At 43.1% G+C, this 18,983-nt stretch carries 17 protein-coding genes and 1 tRNA gene; 12 read left to right on the top strand and 6 right to left on the bottom strand.

Going from position 1 to position 18,983, the window contains the following annotated elements; translation table 11 throughout:
- Positions 1-41: 41 nt before the first annotated feature.
- Complete coding sequence (locus V7K50_RS14120; protein ID WP_334960947.1) at positions 42-1,256, top strand: hypothetical protein; 1,215 nt, start codon at positions 42-44, stop codon at positions 1,254-1,256.
- 56 nt (positions 1,257-1,312) lie between these two features.
- Positions 1,313-1,383 (top strand) — tRNA-Gly (locus tag V7K50_RS14115).
- A 367-nt stretch (positions 1,384-1,750) separates the two neighbouring features.
- Here the strand turns inward: V7K50_RS14115 and V7K50_RS14110 are convergent.
- Together V7K50_RS14110 and V7K50_RS14105 are read right to left on the bottom strand one after the other, a co-directional pair.
- Positions 1,751-2,797: an ABC transporter permease gene (locus V7K50_RS14110; RefSeq protein ID WP_334960945.1), complete on the bottom strand. Its 1,047-nt coding sequence runs from the start codon at positions 2,795-2,797 to the stop codon at positions 1,751-1,753.
- 145 nt (positions 2,798-2,942) lie between these two features.
- Positions 2,943-3,461 (bottom strand): adenine phosphoribosyltransferase, encoded by a 519-nt coding sequence (locus V7K50_RS14105; protein WP_334960943.1) that lies wholly within the window; start codon positions 3,459-3,461, stop codon positions 2,943-2,945.
- Between the two features lie 427 nt (positions 3,462-3,888).
- Here V7K50_RS14105 and V7K50_RS14100 point away from each other — a divergent pair, with 427 nt between their 5' ends.
- The 4 genes from V7K50_RS14100 (at position 3,889) to V7K50_RS14090 (ending at position 8,699) form a co-directional block, all read left to right on the top strand.
- Positions 3,889-4,515: a DUF3038 domain-containing protein gene (locus V7K50_RS14100; RefSeq protein WP_334960941.1), complete on the top strand. Its 627-nt coding sequence runs from the start codon at positions 3,889-3,891 to the stop codon at positions 4,513-4,515.
- Positions 4,512-5,948, top strand: coding sequence for a DUF4335 domain-containing protein (locus V7K50_RS14095; protein ID WP_334960939.1), 1,437 nt, complete (start codon positions 4,512-4,514; stop codon positions 5,946-5,948). Before V7K50_RS14100 ends, V7K50_RS14095 begins: the two co-directional genes overlap by 4 nt.
- Positions 5,949-6,567: 619 nt before the next feature.
- The gene (locus tag V7K50_RS30700) at positions 6,568-6,675 is read left to right on the top strand and encodes a hypothetical protein (RefSeq protein WP_442944593.1); all 108 of its coding nucleotides are present in this window, start codon (positions 6,568-6,570) and stop codon (positions 6,673-6,675) included.
- 248 nt (positions 6,676-6,923) lie between these two features.
- Positions 6,924-8,699, top strand: a complete 1,776-nt coding sequence (locus V7K50_RS14090) for a peroxidase family protein (RefSeq protein ID WP_334960937.1) — start codon at positions 6,924-6,926, stop codon at positions 8,697-8,699.
- 97 nt (positions 8,700-8,796) lie between these two features.
- Here the strand turns inward: V7K50_RS14090 and V7K50_RS14085 are convergent, their stop codons facing one another.
- On the bottom strand, positions 8,797-11,064 hold the full coding sequence (locus V7K50_RS14085) for a transglycosylase domain-containing protein (RefSeq protein ID WP_334960935.1): 2,268 nt from the start codon (positions 11,062-11,064) through the stop codon (positions 8,797-8,799).
- Between the two features lie 428 nt (positions 11,065-11,492).
- On the opposite strand from V7K50_RS14085, the gene V7K50_RS14080 reads away from it, so the two are divergent.
- The gene (locus V7K50_RS14080; protein ID WP_334960933.1) at positions 11,493-12,158 is read left to right on the top strand and encodes a hypothetical protein; all 666 of its coding nucleotides are present in this window, start codon (positions 11,493-11,495) and stop codon (positions 12,156-12,158) included.
- 243 nt (positions 12,159-12,401) lie between these two features.
- On the opposite strand, the gene lspA is transcribed toward V7K50_RS14080, so the two are convergent.
- Together lspA and V7K50_RS14070 are read right to left on the bottom strand one after the other, a co-directional pair.
- On the bottom strand, positions 12,402-12,872 hold the full coding sequence (gene lspA / locus V7K50_RS14075) for a signal peptidase II (RefSeq protein ID WP_334960931.1): 471 nt from the start codon (positions 12,870-12,872) through the stop codon (positions 12,402-12,404).
- Positions 12,873-12,952: 80 nt separating this feature from the next.
- The gene (locus tag V7K50_RS14070; protein WP_334960929.1) at positions 12,953-13,540 is read right to left on the bottom strand and encodes a biotin transporter BioY; all 588 of its coding nucleotides are present in this window, start codon (positions 13,538-13,540) and stop codon (positions 12,953-12,955) included.
- Between the two features lie 703 nt (positions 13,541-14,243).
- On the opposite strand from V7K50_RS14070, the gene pstS reads away from it, so the two are divergent.
- From pstS to V7K50_RS14045, 5 genes are all read left to right on the top strand, one after another.
- Positions 14,244-15,425, top strand: a complete 1,182-nt coding sequence (gene pstS / locus V7K50_RS14065; RefSeq protein WP_334960927.1) for a phosphate ABC transporter substrate-binding protein PstS — start codon at positions 14,244-14,246, stop codon at positions 15,423-15,425.
- Between the two features lie 142 nt (positions 15,426-15,567).
- On the top strand, positions 15,568-16,518 hold the full coding sequence (gene pstC / locus V7K50_RS14060) for a phosphate ABC transporter permease subunit PstC (protein WP_334960925.1): 951 nt from the start codon (positions 15,568-15,570) through the stop codon (positions 16,516-16,518).
- A gap of 19 nt (positions 16,519-16,537) precedes the next feature.
- A complete protein-coding gene (pstA, locus tag V7K50_RS14055; RefSeq protein ID WP_334960923.1) occupies positions 16,538-17,419 on the top strand; it encodes a phosphate ABC transporter permease PstA in 882 nt (293 codons plus the stop codon).
- A gap of 57 nt (positions 17,420-17,476) precedes the next feature.
- Complete coding sequence (gene pstB, locus V7K50_RS14050) at positions 17,477-18,283, top strand: phosphate ABC transporter ATP-binding protein PstB (protein ID WP_334960922.1); 807 nt, start codon at positions 17,477-17,479, stop codon at positions 18,281-18,283.
- A gap of 171 nt (positions 18,284-18,454) precedes the next feature.
- Complete coding sequence (locus V7K50_RS14045) at positions 18,455-18,736, top strand: hypothetical protein (protein ID WP_334960920.1); 282 nt, start codon at positions 18,455-18,457, stop codon at positions 18,734-18,736.
- Positions 18,737-18,779: 43 nt separating this feature from the next.
- Here the strand turns inward: V7K50_RS14045 and V7K50_RS14040 are convergent, their stop codons facing one another.
- Complete coding sequence (locus V7K50_RS14040; protein ID WP_334960918.1) at positions 18,780-18,950, bottom strand: hypothetical protein; 171 nt, start codon at positions 18,948-18,950, stop codon at positions 18,780-18,782.
- Positions 18,951-18,983: the final 33 nt, after the last annotated feature.

Below are 18,983 nucleotides of genomic sequence, written 5' to 3'. Positions count from 1 at the left end.
CCAATGAGTAAAAGTGCTTAATTATATCCAGTTTCTACAATATGACACCATCGGTTGCAGACAAAACTCCAATTCCAGCGAAAGTTTGGAGGCGACACACTGACCCACCAGGTTTGTGGATTTCTGTCGTTATGGGTTCAGTCTCTCTGCACTTGTTGGTGTTCTGGCTGATGCGCTCATCTAATGCGTTTAGTCTATGGTTTCCCCAACAAACTCAATCTGCTGTTCCCATTGAATTGATAGACATTGCTCCCAAATCAAAATCAACAGCCAAAACAGTTTCGCCAAAGCCACTATCCTCAACTCAAAAGTCTGTACCAGCACGTTCACCACAAACAGCAAGAACTACGCCCAGAAATCAAGATTTTGGTGCAATAACTTCTGCTGATCATCTCCAGCAGAAGAGCCGAACTTACGCATCTAAACCGAATAGCAAACCCAAACCCTTTAGGCAACAGAGAGTTCCCAAGCCGACACCGACACCGACACCAACACCGACACCGACACCAAAACCGACACCAAAGCCGACACCAAAGCCGACACCAACACCGACACCAAAACCTACAGTTCCAGTTCCAGTTCCAGTCGGTAATCTACCTTGGAACCGCCGTCAAGACATCAAACTGGGAAAAGGAACGCTACTACCAACAGGTATTCCATCAAATCCAGTAGTTTCCGAAACTCCAACTAAAGAAACTCCACAAACTCCCACTAGAGAAACTCCACAAACTCCCACTAGAGAAACTCCACAAACTCCCACTAGAGAAACTCCACAAACTCCCACTAGAGAAACTCCACAAACTCCAACTAGAGAAACTCCACAAACTCCAACTAAAGAAACTCCACAAAGTCGCACTGGGGGAGCATCAGTAGCAATAGTAGCTCCTTTACTTAGAGATGAAGTGATTAACTTGATACGATCAAGAGGATTCCGACAAGATGTTTTACCCGACGTTATTGCTTTATACAGGGGAAGCAACACAAAACAATTAGACTCAAGTTTTCTTGCCCACAATTCTGGACTTGAGCCAGCACAACTCTTGGCTAGCTTGATAATTGATAACAATGGTAACTTTAAACAGGCTATAGTTCTAGAAATAGAACCAGCAGCACTGCAAAGTGAAAAAAGCAGATATGAGCAAGTCCTCAATGAAGTTTTCAAAACAGAAAACTTTCTTGCTGCCCACAATAACAACGGCACAAAACCAGAATTGAGCAATCTGTATGTCAAGATCAAAATTCAAACTGCCAATTAGAATTAAATACTTGAATTTTTAGAAAAGCTGTGTTATGTTTATAGGGTTGGAATTTCGCGGGCGTAGTTTAGTGGCAAAACTATAGCCTTCCAAGCTATTAATGCGGGTTCGATTCCCGCCGCCCGCTTAAAAAAAAACCTGAAATGCACTAGTGCAATCCGTTAGAGAAGGTTTTGGTAGGTTGAGTGGCGTAAATAATCAAAGACTAGTATAGCGGTTCCCATTCAGATGCAGTACAACGTTACATCACGAGGTGTAGGGGCACGGCAATGCCGTGCCCCTACGGGTGTACTGCTATAGTGAGGAATAAAGTCCTTATCTGGGAGTACACTACAAAATAATCTCAAAATTTTTACTATAGAACTCATATCTGATTTTTGAACAAGATTTCAGATAAAACCGTGATAAAACGGGCTTTTCAGTCTCAGGATGTTTTCAGAAATCAAATCGGAGTTCTATATATTCTCGCCTATTTACTTAGTTCGCAATTGGTGCTAATTGAGATTTTCTAGGCGAATGCGTGGATCGGCTGCTTTCAGCATCAAGTCGGCGATTAAATTGCCAACAATCAGCAGCACTGCGCCCATAACCAAGCTTGCCATTAATAAATATAAATCTTGAGATTGTAAAGCCTGTAGAGTCAACCTCCCTAAACCAGGCCAGTTGAAGAAAAATTCGGCAATGAAGGCACCGTTTAATAAACCAGCCAATTCAAAACCCAATAAGGTAATTAAGGGATTTATGGCGTTGCGGAGTGCATGAACGTAAATGACACGGTTTTCTGGGAGACCTTTGGCACGAGCTGTTTGGATGTAATCTTGACGTAGCACATCCAAGAGTTCGCCGCGAGTGATGCGTTGCAAACCGGCAAAACTGGTAATTGAGAGTGCGATCGTTGGTAAAATCATGTGCCAGCCGATATCTAAGATTCTGCCAAACCACGATAGTTCGGAGTGATTAATGCTAGTCATGCTACCCACTGGGAACAGGGGCGATGTGATTTGGGCTAAAACTAGCAGTGCTAAGGCAGTGATGAAACTGGGAAAGCCTTGTCCGGTGTAACTAATCACTTGTAAAATCCGGTCTCCTAGCTTATTTTGTTGAACAGCAGCAAAGATCCCTAGAGGGATGGCGATCGCCCATGTCACAATTAAAGATGCGATCGCTAATAGCAAAGTCGCTGGTACCCTTTCCCACAACAGCGATGCCACTGAACGTTGATAAATAAAACTCGTACCAAAATCCCCTTTTGTCAAGATTCGCCATATCCACAGCCAAAATTGCTCTGGCCAAGACTTATCCAGACCAAACTGCCGCTTGATTTCCTCAATTCTTTCTGGAGATATCTTGGGGTTTTGCCGCAGGGTATCTACATAATCACCGGGAGCGAGTTGAATAATAAAAAACGATAATGCTGATGCTAAAAATAAGGTCAGCAGTGCCTGCAATAGCCGCTTTGCCACATAAACAAAAGTTTCGCTCGTGACTAGCCTGATTAGCCAATCTCGACCTGTCTCCAAGGAAATTTTCGTAGATGTCATTTGTCTTTTATCCTTTGTCCTTTGTCTTTTGTTGTTTGCTAATGACCAATGACTAATACTTCGACTCCTTTCGACTTCGCTACCTCGGCTTCGCTCGGCACAAGTCAAGGCAAGTCGCTCAGTACAAGTGACCAATGACCAATAACTAATATTCAACTAGGGAGATAATCGGCACATCCGGCAAATGTGTACGCCCTTGTAAATCCCGTAGCTCGATAATAAACCCAAATCCTACTAGTTCGCAGCCAATCTTCTGCACTAGCTTTGCTGTAGCACTTGCAGTTCCACCCGTGGCAATCAAATCGTCTACAATCAACACTCGGCTACCTTGGTGTAAAGCGTCTTGATGCACTTCTAGACAGTCTGTACCATACTCTAGTTCATACTCAATTGAGTAAACCTCTGCTGGTAACTTACCTTTTTTGCGGACGGGAATAAAACCAACTCCTAATTTATAAGCTAGAGGTGAGCCAAAAATGAATCCCCTCGACTCAATACCGATGACATAATCTATTGCTATTCCAGCTTCATTGCATTTTTGTGTTAAAAAGTCAATAGTGTAGCGCAGTCCTTCTGGATCACGCAGTAGTGTAGTAATATCCCGAAATAAAATTCCGGGTTTGGGGAAATCTGGGATGTTGCGAATGAGAGACTTCAAATCCATAAGATGGGGAATAGGGAATGGGGAGTAGGGAGTGGGGAAAGTTAGGAGTGAAGAGTGAGGAGTTATTAATTTAAATTGATAGCTATCCCAATCCCCAGTCCCGAATCCCCAGTCTCCATTTTCAGATACCTGAAAAATCGTACACTATAATGTCATACGCTGGGGGTCGAGGCTGAAGCTTCGCTCTTCATTGACGATAATTAGAATCTAAACCAAGCTAGAAAATGTGTTGCGCTAATAAATGAGGTAAATTAACTGATGATTTAAAATTTTGATTTCAATATAGGGAAAACTTTGAGTAGAAAGAGTAAGTAATGTATATATCTGGTAGTCGTGCTACTGCCACAAGTTTAGTGGTTTCGTCTTGGCTACCGATCTTAAATTTGTTTTATCTAGTCTGTTGGAACCGCATAAGGTATTTTATAGAATGAATGTCTCAGCAAGTTTAACGCCGTTCAACAGTTCAACCCAAGAATCACTGCCGATGATTCTGGACACTTTACCAGATCCTGCGATCGCTTCCAAAACGTGTCCTCGAAGAACGCGGTTGCAAATTGACCTGATTTTATTGGCAATTGAAGCTTTAGAGCTTGGTGGTTCTGAAGCAATCCTGGCTTTTGCTCAAGAGTTGGATCTGAAAGGAATTGTTAAAGATCGGGTGAATTTATGGCGGATGCGTAGCTCTAACCCGCTACGAAGAGCGCATATGCGCCGTCCCTTAACTATTATGGAAGCAAAAGCTCTGGTGGTCATTGCTTGCTACATAGCACGGCGTTTAACTGTTGTCATCCGTCAGTTACTAATGATATGTCAACAAATGGAAGAAAAGCAGATTCCATTAGAACAGAATTTGCGGCTATCTAATTACCTAGAGCGGTTTAGAGCGCATTTTAAGAGCCGGATGAATGCTCGACGTTCTGGTGTACTAGCATTAACTTCTGATGAAAAATTAGATGCGCTAGCGATAAATTTGTTAGGACAATTACTATTTTGTACTGGTACAGCTGGAATGCAGCGATTCTGGATTAGTCTTTTTGACGGTGAAGTGGAATGAATATTCAACGTAAGTATAGTCTACCTAATTGTACACTGCTTTTAGAAGGGTTAAGTGATGTCACTAGGGCTGCACACTTCCAAGAAATGCGCCCGGAATTATCAATATTGGTAAATGCAGAATGCTATTTATCTGGTTACAATCAACCGCTAACTGGAGGACGGGAATTTTTTGAAAGTTTGGTGAGGGCTGTTAGTGGCTATGCCCAAGAATTTTTAAGTAGTGTACCTAACCCACAAGCACATAACCAGGAATCGGAGCTAGTAGAGTTTCAGAAAATTGACAGCAACCGACACAGGTTAATCATACATTCAGAAGGTGCTGCTGAGGGGTTTGAGTCTAACTCTAAAAATTCCAAACGTCCGCCGATTGAAATAGATTTGAATACGGTGCAGTTGTTTGATTTAGTGGAAGCAGTGGATCAGTTTTTCGCTGATACCCAGACTTTACCAGAATTATCCCTGGAGCTACAACCCGTTACTAGACGCTATGGCGGTGCTAGTCAGGCTTTGATCCGGCAGGTTGTTCCTGCTGCTGTGGGAGTATCAAGTTTAGCAGTAGCAGCGATCGCATTTAACCTGATTCCACCTCCCCAAATCCGGCCACCGCAGCCGAAAGCAGACGAGCAAAGTAGCTCTACAACAAAGAGCCTCACTCCTCTAGCATCAACTGCTGCAACACCCATCGCAGCGGCAACACCCACACCAACACCCGCAGCTAGTGCAAAGCCAGTAGTTAAAGATTTAGAAGCACTTTTAAATACGGTTCCTGAAATTACCGATCCATCCCAGTTGCGTGCATTGAATCGCCAAGTATATAACCAAATTCATCCAGCTTGGACTAAACGCTCAGGATTGCAACAGGATTTGATCTATCGTTTAGGTGTAGCTGCCGATGGTGCGATCGTTGGTTACAAGGCGGTGAATAAAGAAGCAAATCAAGGAGTCGGGCAAACCCCTCTGCCTAACTTACTTTATAATCCTGCTAACCGCCCTCCCATTTCCAATGAACCCATCGCCCAATTCCGAATAGTCTTTACTACAGATGGTGTGCTACAAGTTAGCCCTTGGCGGGGATATGCTAGAACGCCAGATGTCGTTGGTGCAAAAATTACTGACTCGAATATAACTAAAGGTTTAAATCAAAAGCTTTATAATGCAGTTCGTCAAAGTTGGACTGGTACCCCCACCTTTACGCGAGATTTGAAATATCGGGTAGCGGTAAATAAAAATGGTGTAATTGCTGACTATGAACCACTCAATCAAGTCGCCTTTGACTATTTTCGGGAAACACCCCTTCCCAAGATGTTCAACGGTATCTATGGTTCTAATGTAGCTGCTCCTAATAACAAAGAACCTCTCGCCCACTTCCAAGTGATATTCAAGCCTAGCGGCACGCTGGAAGTCATTCCTTGGCAGGGATATCAACAATAGGGAATGGGGAATCCCGCATTTCTCACAACCTTGAGGTGCAGAGAGGCAGAGGGACACAGGGGAAAAAACTTATACAAGAACGGGAGCAACGCGATTTTGTGAGGTGCTAAAAATTAGGGGTATAAATGACCTGTTTAATAGTGCGATCGCAGTGAAATAGCTGTTTTTATTGAGAATAAAGCTATGTAACTGAGAATTAAACCCCGATCTCACTTTTTCGCGTTGCTCCCTACAAGAACTCTCCTCTGCTCCCCTGCTCCCCTGCTCCCCTGGACAAGGCTTTGAGATATCTGGTGAGAAATCCGGGGCTACAACCTTTTCATACTTTGCATAAATGATTTGATTAGCTCTGATATTTATACAGAAGATTCTCTTCAATTTATTGAGGTCGCTATTTGACGATTTCAAAAGTCAAACCAGATTCAAGATAATTGAGACAAGGAAAATATTATGTCTGCAAACAAGCCAAATTTAAATCCTTTACAAGGACAGCACAAACCTCACGGCAATTTGAGGGCGATGAGATCCGAACTGTAGAATTGGACATTGGCACATTAGTGAGTGTAACGAATAGCACTAAGTCAAGATACAGCCCTTGCCCTGACTGGTTAAGAGTCTAGTGCGTTCAGTAGTTTTCATTCCGCATGGAGACATGATAGCCAGTAGCAGTGCCGATAGGACAGTCAAACTCTGGTCTCTGCCTAAAAAGAATTATCGACTCAAGTAAATACTCACAAACCCGATAAGAAGCTTTCAGAAAGTAAACAAATCTATAAGGAGGAAATCTGATGATAGACAGGGATACATCCTAGCCGACATTAATTTGACAACTAGGCTATGCCATCTCTGCTTACAAAAGTGTCAAAGCTGTCAAAATCACTTTCTTTTGATAAGTTTATCGAAATCTAAAGTGCAGATTGCTTTAACGCAATAGTCATTCAATCAATTAACTTTACCTTAATTTTGGAGCATCATATGAGTGGATTTGGTCACGGTTCCGTCGGCACACGAGAACAAGCATTTACACATTTACTGCCTTTAAGAGCAAAAAGCTATCCGACCCATGAACTGCTAGAACTTGCTAACAGCATAAAGTCGGACCCTGATAAAGTCAAAGATGGTCCTGATCCTGAAGAAAATTTGCTCTTACCAGCAGGTTATACATACTTTGGTCAATTCATCGATCACGATCTCACCTTTGACAACACATCATCTTTGAATCCAGCAGATATTGGTTCTCAAGAGCGTTTCCCAACTAATTTACGGACTCCACGCTTTGATTTGGACTCTTTATACGGTGACGGACCTGATGCTAACCCTTTTATATACGCTGAGGACGGGGCTACTCTTTTATATAAAAACGGCACTGAAAATCAGGTTCAACCTAGTGCCAGTAATACAAAGCTAGTTGAAGACTTTAAACATCAGGCAGATCAAGACCTACTGCGTAGCCCCAATGGTCGCGCGATTATTGGTGACAAACGTAATGATGAAAACTCGATCATCAGTCAAATTCAATTGTCTTTTGTCAAGTATCATAATGCAGTAGTAGCAAAGCTCAAACAAAACAATCAGAAACTGCAAGACGATCAGAAACTGACAGGTACTGCTTTGTTTGAAGCGGCACAAAACGAAGTACGCTGGGCTTATCAAAAGATAGTGATAGAAGACTTTTTGCCGCGCATTGTTAACGCAGATGTTCTAGAAGGTCTAAAAGACAAAACTCGTGACCAACGCGCCCAAAACTATGCTCTTTATACAGAAGACAAACGCGAGAATTTACCCCGCGAATTTGTAGTAGCAGCTTACCGTTTTGGACATTCTGGAGTGCGCTTTGGTTATCGCCTCAACAAAGATAAACCCTTTAGCATTTTCCCGGGTAGCGATAATGACAACCGAGACCCTGACAGTTTGTTAGGATTCGAGCCACTACCAAAAGATCATGTCATTGATAACTGGGCGCGCTTTTTCCCACTCACAAGTCCAGGAGTGTTACCCAATGAGCCTCGTGAAAGTCCTGCTGATGACAAAGAAAGACCAGAAGTACGCTTACAACTAGCTTACAAAATTGATTCCAACTTGGTTGATCCACTTGGCGTTTTACCGTCCCCTGTGTTGCCAACCAGCCAGAATGTTGGGGGGGTTATTAAAGAAGTTAAAGATGCAATAAGCCCTGACACTTTGCCAGATACGAAAGTACCACCACGTCCATCCCTGGCACTGCTTAATTTATTGCGAGGCAACAACTACAGAGTACAAAGCGGGCAACAGATTGTCAAAGCTTTACAGGACAAAGGTTTTACTCAGGCTATCCCTCTCACATCAGATCAACTCAGTGTGCGACAATCAGCGGGTGAAAATGCGGAAGGGAATGCACAGTTCAAGTTTGAGCAAATTGCTAAGAGCCTGCAAAACGACACCCCACTCTGGTTTTACATCTTAGCTGAGGGTCAAGCTCCTTTAGTAGATCACTTTGGTGTGGAAAAACCTTTTTCCGAAGTAGAGTTACTCAATGGTGTTGGTGCTAAAACTCAGCTAGGTTGGGTAGGTGGTCGAATTGTAGCCGAGGTGTTTTATGGACTTTTAGATTCTGATCAGGAGTCTTATATTAATAAAGCACCTAAAGATTGGCAGCCAATTTTAGGTGGTGATCAGACTGTTATCTTTGCTAACCTGCTCAAATTTGCCGGACAAAAGATCGAACCAGTTCCAAGCAACACAAGCACCGACAAAAACTCAGGTTATTGCTGATGGAAAAAATGATAATTATGCAATCTGTTTTTGCTTGTTTGTGACTAGTTAGGTATTAGTCAGATTTAGGGCTTGATCACAATTTCTGAGAACCAATTTACCTTGTAATCCGCCGCATATAATTCCCCCACAACTGAGCGGCTTGAGCGCTGCTGCCAGATGTCGGGGAATTATTGTCGTTTCCCAGCCAAACACCAGTTACAAGTCGCTGGCTGGGGATAAAACCTATGAACCATAAGTCAACGTTTTTATCAGTTGTGCCAGTTTTACCAGCTTCCCCTAGTCCAAGGGCAGCACTACGACCGGTACCTCTGGTAATTACGCCGCGCATCAAACTAGTCATTTCATCGGCGACACCATTTGTCAGTACTCGTTTGTTGGCATCTAGATCTTGGTCGAAGGAGTAGATTACACGGCAGGTTTTGATATCATTGCGATCGCGGCAATCACCACTGTCTAAAATTCGGTTAATCGCATGGGGAGGATTTGACACGCCACGATTGCCAATAGCGCCAAAAGCACCAGTCATTTCCAAAACATTTACCACGCTTTGACCCAGTACCAATCCAGGAACCGGATCGAGGGATGATTTTATCCCCAAACGCTGCGCCATCGCCACCACTTTATTTAGCCCAATTTCTTTAGCAACTCCCAAGGCAATGGGATTTTCTGAAAGAGCCAGCCCGGTGGCAATATCTAAACTCCCAGCACTTGAACGACAAGGTTTGTAGGTGAAGCCTTGCCAAGTTAAAGGAGCGCAGGAATAATCCTTGGATGGTGAAATTCCCTGTTCAATAGCGGCGGTGTAAGTAAATATTTTGAAGGTGGAACCTGGTTGTCTTTTAGCTTGGACAGCACGATTGAACTGACTTTTTTTGTAATCAGTCCCACCTACCATTGCCAGGATGCTACCTGTACTAGAGTCAAGAGTTACCACAGCCCCTTGAGAAAAATTAAAATTTGCACCACCGTTGTTCACTGAATTCCGCAACGCTGCTTCTGCTTGGCTCTGTATAGTTGGATCAAGCTTGGTTTCAATGATATAATTTCCTTCTCTTGCAGCTCCCTGCCCCAAGATTGATTCCAGTTCCGAGAAGACGTAACTGTAAAAATAAGGTGCGATCGTTTTAGCTTGCTGTTCACAGACTTTAGGACTAACTTGGACGGTGGAGCGTCTGGCTCGGTTGGCATCTTCAGGTTTAATTTTGCCCATCTCCAGCAACCGCTTAATCACGCGATTCCGATATTCAGCCGCTTGTAGCTTATTTGAACCATTCCCACAAAAATCAAAAGCGTTGGGGGCTGGTAAAATTCCTACTAATGTTGCTGCTTCTGCCAAAGTTAATTCTTTAGCCGGCTTCTCAAAGTAATACCGGGCTGCATCCTCAAAGCCAGAAGTATCTCCCCCCAAAAAAACCCGATTTAAATACATCAGCAAAATATCATCTTTGCTGTAAAAGGTTTCGAGCTTCAGGGCAACAACTGCCTCCCGCAACTTGCGTCCAAGGGTATCTTGCCTGCCTACATACTCGCGGAATAAACTGCGGGCAACTTGCTGGGTAACTGTGCTGGCTCCTTGTTGCACATCTCCGCTACGACTATTGATCAACACGGCTCGTAAAATCCCCAGAGGGTCAACCCCAAAGTGCCAGTAATAACGAGTATCCTCTGAAGCCACCACCGCAGCAGGCAAATAAGGGCCAAATTCCTCTAAACGCTTCATGTCTACATGAGAGGTCGTCCGAGGCTCTCTCAGGGGAGTGGCTCCATCACGGGCGTAAACAACTACTGGGGCGCGTGTAGCTGTCGGTAGGGGTCTGACTGTAAATTTCAGCCATTCCACGCCAATTACTAACGCTAACAAGGCACTGACGCCGCCAACACCATAACCTGTCAAAGTTGCAGCTTTTACATACCAGGCTGGTGGATCGACGTATTGCAACCGCACAGAAGCGGCGAGTTCTGGAGGTCCCAGAGTCAGAATATCGCCGTGACGCAGTTCTAGGGAGCTAACACGACGCTTGCCACGATAAATGCCATTGGTGGAGTTTTCGTCTTTGATAACGAAAACTGGTGTGCGCTGAGTCGAATTCCGCGATAGCGACAGGTGAATTTGACTGACAACAGGGTTACGGATGACGATATCGCTGGATTTGGAACTGCGACCGAGAATATAGCGATCGCCCAACAGTGGATATACCTCTGCCTTATCCGCCCCCGCATCCTGCACCCAAAGTTCCGGTACTTTGGCATTAGGCTTGAGCGCCAATTTAGAAAAATCGACCCTAGCTTGAATCGTATGTACTGCTTGAGTCAGTTGACCTAGTAACGTTTGTGGCTTGTGAGGCGGTTGGGGAGAACTCATCGGCTATTTACATCACAGTTTTTAGTGAAGAATCGGGCGAACTACAATTTAGATATTAATCTTCCATCATTTTACTCATAAGCCAAAGCATAAATTGGCTATATGGGTTTTTGGATTTATTTTATACCTAAATATATTTAATGACTAGAAATAAGTTGTGATTTTTCTCACTCTTTTACAAATACATAATTTTCCCCTCCATTCTAAAATGCTTATTCTATCTACTCTTAGTAGTTAAATAACTACAAGCAGCGCTTTTGTAGTTGTATTTTTAAACACTTCTTTTCAATAAACAACAGATTTATTTTTTACCACTTTTACATATCCACATATTTTGAAATAAACCTAAACATCTTCATTTAGGAAGATTTTCTAAATCTTATTGTCTGTTTTAATAGTGCGAGTGTTCCGTTAAGGTTAATTTCAGAATGATGGGAAAATCTCTGACAATGATTGGTGCAGCTCTATCTTTGGCACTCACCACCAATATTGCTGTAGCCGAATCCAGTAAATCCCCCATAGCCCAATCTAGTAGCGACTCCACTAGCGCACCAACGGAAATCAAGATGTCGCCAGAAGGTATGAAAATTCTGTGCGAGTATTTTCCGCTCAACTCTCGCTGTCCCAACGGCACAGCACTAACCCCTAGCGCTCCTAGTAGCACTACAGTACCAGCAGAAACCACACCAGGAACAACGACCCCGCCTGGATCTGTCACTCCCGAAAGCTCTCCAACACCTCCAACACCAGGAAGCATTACCCCATCGGCACCAGACGCTCCTGGTAACTTAACTCCAACACCAGGAACCCTTACCCCACCGACACCAGGCGCTCCTAGCAACTTAACTCCAGCACCAGGAACCCTTACCCCACCGACACCAGGCGCTCCTAGCAACTTAACTCCAGCACCCGGTAGCTCAACCGCACCTGAACAACCTGGCGCTCCTAGCAGCACTACCGAACCAGGTAGCTCAACTGCACCTGAACAACCTGGCACTCCTGGCACTCCTGGTAGCAGTATTGAACCAGGTAGCTCTCCCAGTACTCCCGGCTCTAGTTCGCCTTCGCCAAAAAGTCCTACCACAGGTAATTAAATTAAAAGCTGGGGCATAATCTGAATACTAGTTTGTCATCAGCGATCGCCAGTGCATCTTCATTTCTTGCACCAGTTCGCATAACTGGTCTAAGCTCACAAATAAAAATCGCTAAAACCTTATAGTTAAAGTCTTCGCATATAAGACTGAGCAACGGTTTCAGTAATCAATAGCCTGGGATTAACCATCCCAGGCTTAATACTTTAATTAATTCGTAATTCGTCATTACGAATTACTTTAATCTTACCTACCAGTTGAAGTCGGTGTTTTTTGCAAAGAAGCAATTAACAGACAAACAATACCGATACTAATAAATGAATCTGCCACATTAAACACAGCAAAGTTAATTAGACGAAAATCAAGAAAATCAACGACGTACCCTAAAACAAAGCGATCAATACCATTACCCATCGCTCCACCTAAAATCAAGCCATAGCCCAACTGATCCCACAAATTTAACGTTGGTCCAAACAAGGCTAACGCTATCAATACTAAACTCACTCCTAAAGATAGCCAGCGCAACCACTCTACTTTGCCACTTAACAGGCTAAAAGCGGCACCCGTGTTAGTTACATAGGTAAAATGAAATATTCCAGGTAAAAATGGTAGTGTCTGCCCCAAGCTAAAGGTTTGCACCACCCAGTATTTTGTTATTTGATCTAAGAAAAAAGCTATGAAGGCAGCAATCCAGAAAAAGCGATTTTTTAAACGCATGATGAATTAGTCATTAGTCATTGGTCATTGGTCATTAGTCATTAGTCATTGGTCATGAGCTTTTGACAAAGGAAAATCAATTAATAAAACATTAAGTGACGCAATATGTATGCTATTACACTAACGGCACAGACCACAGTTAGTTGACCTGGTAGTGCAAACCAGGAGTATCTGAGGATTGCTTGCATCAAGGGTAGATTTTCAGTGCCTTTCCACTGAAAAAAATAGCTAATAATCAAATAAGTAATACCGCAGATGTGGAGAGTTAACAAGCCACAAACGCAACTAAAGGCAAGAGTTTCTAGTCGAGGCCTAGCTTTAAAGGCAAACAAGCCACAAATCCAAGCTCCAGGAATAAAGCCTAGTAGATAGCCAAACTGAGATAGCTTGACATAACCAATACCGCCGCCATCGGCAAATACAGGTAACAACGTTAAACCCATAACTAAGTAGGCAATTTGCGAGAGCGCTCCGGCATTTTTGCCCCCTAGACAACCCACCAACAATACTGCGCCAATTTGAAAAGTGACACCTAAAGAAAAAGTCTGAATTCCGTGCTGACTCCAACTCCAAGGTAAGGTGATGCCATAAGCTTCTAGGAAAGTGCCACCCATTGTCAGGAGTAAGCCAATCATAGACCATAGTAATTGATTGGAAGCAGCAAACATTTATCAGGCAACTAAGAAAAAGCAAAAGGGAAAACCAACAGCTAAAATTTTTGCTGACATCTTAAGAACTAGCATATTTTCTTTTGACTTTTCGGTATGTAATTTTTCAGTTCTGCGAATTGTGACTTAGGTATCCATCTGACTTTTCACGTTATGTGGAAAAGTTAACGATTGACCTAACCCCCTTCCCGACACGGGAAGGGGGAAAATTCAAAGTCTCTGATGCCACCTGCAACAAGAGTGGCTCCTCCTTTTAGCAGAGAGAAATAGAAGTGAGGTTTTCCAGATGCTGTGAAAAGTCAGAGATATGCATCTGTCTGATTTTATTAACTGAGGCGTGTTCTTAATTCTGGTATTTGACCTGAAATAGAACTGAGTATTTGTACTAATTTTTCAGAGCATTGTCTAAAATTGGCTACGAAGTGCTTATATTTACATACTTTTTTTACGACTTGACCAATGAAATTACACTATCAATAAAGTTTTGTAAATACGTGCAACTAACTTACTGTGGTGCTGTTTGTATCTTAAAACTAAAGCACGAGTATAAAATTTATCAAGACAAACTATAAATAAGGGTTTCCTTTTCATCAAAAAAACAAGCATCTTTTGGCTCTGTTAACCTATTGTTAATCTTTATTGTTACCCTTTAGGGTTATCTTGGGAACGCTCACCTGAAAAGTTACTAAAAAAATTGATAGCGATGCTCTCACGTCTTAGTGTAACAAAAATTTATCGCCTCACAGGTTCAATTTCAGTGTTAGCACTGACAATAAGCCTAGCAGCTTGTGGCGGACAGCAAACCCCAGATAGTACAGCCACCAAGGAGACTCCTTCTGGTACTGCTACTGATACTGCTGCCTCTAGCCCAGCTAAATTAGACCTTGGTGGAACCGTAAAGTTAAGCGGGGCTGGTGCGTCTTTTCCAGCACCACTATATGATACCTGGTTTACGGATTTAAACAAAAAATATCCAAATCTGCAAGTTGACTATGCCTCAGTTGGTAGCGGTTCTGGAGTTGAGCAATTTATCAAAGGCACTGTAGACTTTGGTGCCAGCGATGTGGCCATGAAGGATGAAGAAATCCAGAAAGTACCAGCAGATAAGGGTGTTATTTTACTGCCTGTGACTGCTGGTAGCATCGTGCTGGCTTACAACTTACCAGATGTTCCAGAACTCAAACTATCACGAGCCGTTTACGCTGATATTCTACTAGGCAAAATCAAGTCTTGGGATGATGCCCAAATTGCCAAGGCTAACCCAGGTGCAAAACTTCCTAAACAGCCAATCACAGTTGTTTATCGTTCTGATGGTAGCGGAACCACAGGTGTATTCACAAAACACCTCAGCGCGATTAGCCCAGAGTGGAAGACTAAAGTTGGTGAGGGCAAAACTGTCAACTGGCCTACAGGAGTCGGTGCTAAGGGTAATGAGGGTGTTACCGCCCAAATTCAACAAACCCAAGGTTCTATTGGTTATGTCGAGTACGGCTATGCCAAACAAAATAGTCTCAAGTTTGCTGATTTGGAAAACAAAGCCGGTAAATTTGTTGTAGCTAGTGAGGAGTCAGCCTCTAAGTCTCTGGCATCAGTACCTTTACCCGCAAATCTCCGTGCCTTCATTTCCGATCCAGAAGGGGCTGATTCCTATCCCATCGTCACTTACACCTGGATTTTGGCTTACAAGAAATATCCCAATGCCGCAAAAGCTAAAGCAGTTGAAGCCGCGATCGAATACGCTTTAACTGATGGTCAAAAACAGGCTAGTGCATTAGGGTATGTTCCTCTACCTGCAAACGTGATCACAAAGGTGGCCGCTGCTGCCGATCAAATCAGTCCAGAGTATAAAATTTCTGTTGGCAGTGCTACTAGCGCTAACAAGTAAATATCAAACACGCCTAATCAATAGTAACTGGAAACAGGCAGTTACTAAATATATCACTTTAAATAGATGATGAGGCGGCAATTTTACTAAATCTTGTTGCCTCCCCGATTTTCCTCTGATTTAATTGTTAAAGTCGGTATTCATGACTACAAATTCTCAAAATCTGTTATCAGCGATGAAAAATCGCTCTGGCGCAGAAAAATCCCTAGATAGGGGTTTTATTTGGCTGACTAAAATTTTCGCCTTTGGGGTTGCTGGTACTTTATTATGGATTGGGTCGCAGGTTGCAATTGGTTCTTGGCCTGCCATCCAAAAGTTTGGTGCTGGCTTTTTAGTCAACACCACTTGGAACCCGGTTAATGATAGCTATGGCGTGCTACCTCAAGTTTATGGAACTCTCTTGAGTTCTTTTATTGGTCTGCTGATAGCAGTACCAATCGGGGTTGGTACTGCTATTGTACTGAGCGAGGATTTTTTGCCCGCTAAAGTGAAACTGGTACTGGTTTTTGCAGTAGAACTGCTGGCAGCTATTCCCAGCGTTGTATACGGCGTGTGGGGTATTTTCGTTTTAGTACCAATCTTAACCGGCTTGGGAAAATGGCTCAATAGTTACTTTGGCTGGCTGCCATTTTTTAGCACTTCTCCTACAGGTCCAGGGATGTTGCCGGCGGGAGTCATATTAGCGATTATGACTTTGCCCATCATCACAGCTTTATCCCGCGATGCCTTAATTTCTGTACCCCCCAGTTTGCGCCAAGCCTCTCTAGGACTGGGAGCAACGCGCTGGGAAACGATTTTGCAAGTTCTCATACCAGCAGCCTTTTCGGGCATAGTTAGTGCTGTGATGCTGGGACTAGGCCGGGCTATGGGAGAAACAATGGCTGTAACGATGTTAATTGGCAACTCCAATAACATCAGTCTCTCTCTTTTAGCACCAGCCAATACGATTTCTTCTCTACTGGCAAATCAATTCTCAGAAGCTAGTGGTTTACAAGTTGCGGCTTTAATGTACGCGGCTTTAGTTCTATTTTTCTTGACACTGGTAGTCAATATTCTGGCAGAGTTGATCGTTGTGAGAGTCAAGCGGATATAGCTTAGTTTTTGGTTAAATTATGACTTCTAATTTTCCAGAGCGCAGTTTAACTCGCTCTCCCACGTCTCAGAGAACACTGTTTAATACAGTGATGACCGTAGTCGCATTCACTTGCGGAGTATTGGCACTTTTACCTTTGCTAGCAGTACTTTCTTACGTGATTATTAAAGGGTTTAGCAGTCTGAATCTGGCTGTGTTTGTGGAATTGCCACCCAAAGCTCTCCAAAAGGGAGGAGGCTTTGGAAATGCAATTTTAGGCACACTGCTGATGGTAGGAATTGCTGCCTTGATTAGCATCCCATTTGGAGTTTTGGGGGCGATTTACATCACAGAATTTAGTTCGGCGAGAGTAGCTAGATGGGTGCGTTTTGCAGCTAACGTCCTGAGTGGAGTCCCCTCGATTATTGCTGGGGTATTTGCTTATGGGATTGTAGTTTTGACACTGGTAAAGTTAAACTTAGGATCATATTCCGCTCTCGGTGGAGGCTTTGCACTGGCAATTTTGATGTTGCCAATTATTCTGCGAACTACTGATGAAGCCTTGCAGTTAGTATCGCAAGATTTGCGACAAGCATCTGTAGGGTTGGGAGCGACTAACTTTCAAACAGTAAGTCAAGTAGTCTTACCAGCAGCTTTACCAGCAATTGTAACTGGAGCAACGCTAGCGATCGCTAGAGCCTCTGGAGAAACCGCACCATTGCTATTTACTGCTCTGTTTTCTAACTTTTGGCCCGATAGCTTATTCCAACCAACAGCTTCTCTGGCTGTTTTGGTTTACAAATATGCTATTTCTCCGTTTAAAAATTGGCAATCTCTAGCTTGGGCAGCATCTTTGATTTTGGTATTGATGGTTCTAATCACAAGTATCATCGCTCGCTGGGCAACTCGCAAAAAAGCTTAGTAAATAACCATCTACAGTCCAGATACCCATCGCCCAAACCAACACTAAACTTAATTTATGGCTACCAACACTAGCACAGTGAATGACACTGAAACCGTTTTACGCACTGAAAATCTCAATATTTACTACGGCAAGTTTTTAGCCTTACAGAATATTTGGCTAAATATACCGAAAAATCAGGTGACAGCCTTTATCGGGCCTTCTGGTTGTGGTAAAAGTACGTTGTTGCGATGCTATAACCGCCTCAATGACCTGATTGAGTCATTTCGGGCAGAAGGTAAAATACTTTTTTACGATAAAAACTTATATGCATCCGACATTGACCCTGTAGAAGTGCGCCGAAGAATTGGGATGGTGTTTCAAAGACCAAATCCATTTCCCAAATCAATTTATGACAATATTACTTTTGGAGCCAAAATCAACGGTTACAAAGGTAATTTCGATGAGTTAGTAGAAAGCAGTCTCAGAAAAGCAGCTTTGTGGGATGAAGTCAAAGATAAACTGCGACAAAGTGGTTCGTCTTTATCTGGTGGACAACAACAGAGGTTATGTATTGCTCGGGCGATCGCAGTCCAACCGGAAATTATACTGATGGATGAGCCTTGCTCCGCTCTTGACCCCATTTCCACCTTGCGGGTTGAAGAACTGATTCACGAACTTAAAGAGCAATATACTATCGTCATTGTCACCCATAATATGCAGCAAGCCGCGCGTGTTTCTGATAAGACAGCTTTTTTTAATGTTCGGACTTCAGAAACAGGAATCCGTAGCGGCTACATGGTAGAATACGACGCAACAGAAGTAATTTTCAATAATCCTCAGCAAGAAGATACTCGAGATTACGTCAGTGGCAAATTTGGATAAATATTTATTTCACATTTTGATGTTAGAGCATTGAGGGATACTCGGAAGCTAAAGCTGTACGATATTCCTCTAGTTTTTTATTTGCAGGATTTTTTACTTCCCAAACAAAAGCAACCCCAACTAACCAGCAATAGTTAGGAATTCTCCCCGACTCTCCCCATCCACATCTCCATGCTGTCCGAAGTTTATTACTTGGTGCGCTCAAAAACTGACGGTAATTATCTCATCGCTCGTCCTGACGCTGAAACATCGGGTTATTTATTGCTGTTTCAGGAAAACTTTGATGCTCTTAGCTATCTCAACACCCATGCAGGAGATGTAGCAAATCGCTTTGCTGTAGAATCTATTGCGCGTACACAGTTGGGAAACTTGCTCAAACGTTGGGGTTTTAGTGGTGTAGGTATTGTGACTGACCCGTTATTGCCTAAAGTTGAGTTTTTACAGCACAGTTAAAAGCAGTTTTGCTATTTTCAGAAAGAGTAGAGTAAAAACTGACTCACAAGATGACCTCTTGTGCAGGAGACTTATCGCGTACATCTTTCCAAACCTCATCGGGATCAATCTCGGTTCCTTCTTCTATGATTTCTTGACGAAATCGCTCCACAGATTCCCAAAAACCCAGCTTTCGATGCAGTAGACGTTCATATTCAGCCGTAGGCAGAATCACAGCAACTTGCTGCCCCTGCCGCCTAATCTGTAC

Source organism: Nostoc sp. (assembly GCF_036917135.1).
Lineage (GTDB): Bacteria > Cyanobacteriota > Cyanobacteriia > Cyanobacteriales > Nostocaceae > Nostoc.
The sequence above is the reverse complement of the archived record's forward strand: the minus strand, read 5'-3'. Positions and strand labels throughout refer to the sequence as shown.

What these genes read in the sequence shown, in the direction of transcription:
- V7K50_RS14120 (WP_334960947.1), top strand. Translation starts at nt 42, where the DNA reads ATGACACCATCGGTTGCAGACAAAACTCCAATTCCAGCGAAAGTTTGG.
- V7K50_RS14110 (WP_334960945.1), bottom strand. Translation starts at nt 2,797, where the DNA reads ATGACATCTACGAAAATTTCCTTGGAGACAGGTCGAGATTGGCTAATC.
- V7K50_RS14105 (WP_334960943.1), bottom strand. Translation starts at nt 3,461, where the DNA reads ATGGATTTGAAGTCTCTCATTCGCAACATCCCAGATTTCCCCAAACCC.
- V7K50_RS14100 (WP_334960941.1), top strand. Translation starts at nt 3,889, where the DNA reads ATGAATGTCTCAGCAAGTTTAACGCCGTTCAACAGTTCAACCCAAGAA.
- V7K50_RS14095 (WP_334960939.1), top strand. Translation starts at nt 4,512, where the DNA reads ATGAATATTCAACGTAAGTATAGTCTACCTAATTGTACACTGCTTTTA.
- V7K50_RS14090 (WP_334960937.1), top strand. Translation starts at nt 6,924, where the DNA reads ATGAGTGGATTTGGTCACGGTTCCGTCGGCACACGAGAACAAGCATTT.
- V7K50_RS14085 (WP_334960935.1), bottom strand. Translation starts at nt 11,064, where the DNA reads ATGAGTTCTCCCCAACCGCCTCACAAGCCACAAACGTTACTAGGTCAA.
- V7K50_RS14080 (WP_334960933.1), top strand. Translation starts at nt 11,493, where the DNA reads ATGATGGGAAAATCTCTGACAATGATTGGTGCAGCTCTATCTTTGGCA.
- lspA (WP_334960931.1), bottom strand. Translation starts at nt 12,872, where the DNA reads ATGCGTTTAAAAAATCGCTTTTTCTGGATTGCTGCCTTCATAGCTTTT.
- V7K50_RS14070 (WP_334960929.1), bottom strand. Translation starts at nt 13,540, where the DNA reads ATGTTTGCTGCTTCCAATCAATTACTATGGTCTATGATTGGCTTACTC.
- pstS (WP_334960927.1), top strand. Translation starts at nt 14,244, where the DNA reads ATGCTCTCACGTCTTAGTGTAACAAAAATTTATCGCCTCACAGGTTCA.
- pstC (WP_334960925.1), top strand. Translation starts at nt 15,568, where the DNA reads ATGACTACAAATTCTCAAAATCTGTTATCAGCGATGAAAAATCGCTCT.
- pstA (WP_334960923.1), top strand. Translation starts at nt 16,538, where the DNA reads ATGACTTCTAATTTTCCAGAGCGCAGTTTAACTCGCTCTCCCACGTCT.
- pstB (WP_334960922.1), top strand. Translation starts at nt 17,477, where the DNA reads ATGGCTACCAACACTAGCACAGTGAATGACACTGAAACCGTTTTACGC.
- V7K50_RS14045 (WP_334960920.1), top strand. Translation starts at nt 18,455, where the DNA reads ATGCTGTCCGAAGTTTATTACTTGGTGCGCTCAAAAACTGACGGTAAT.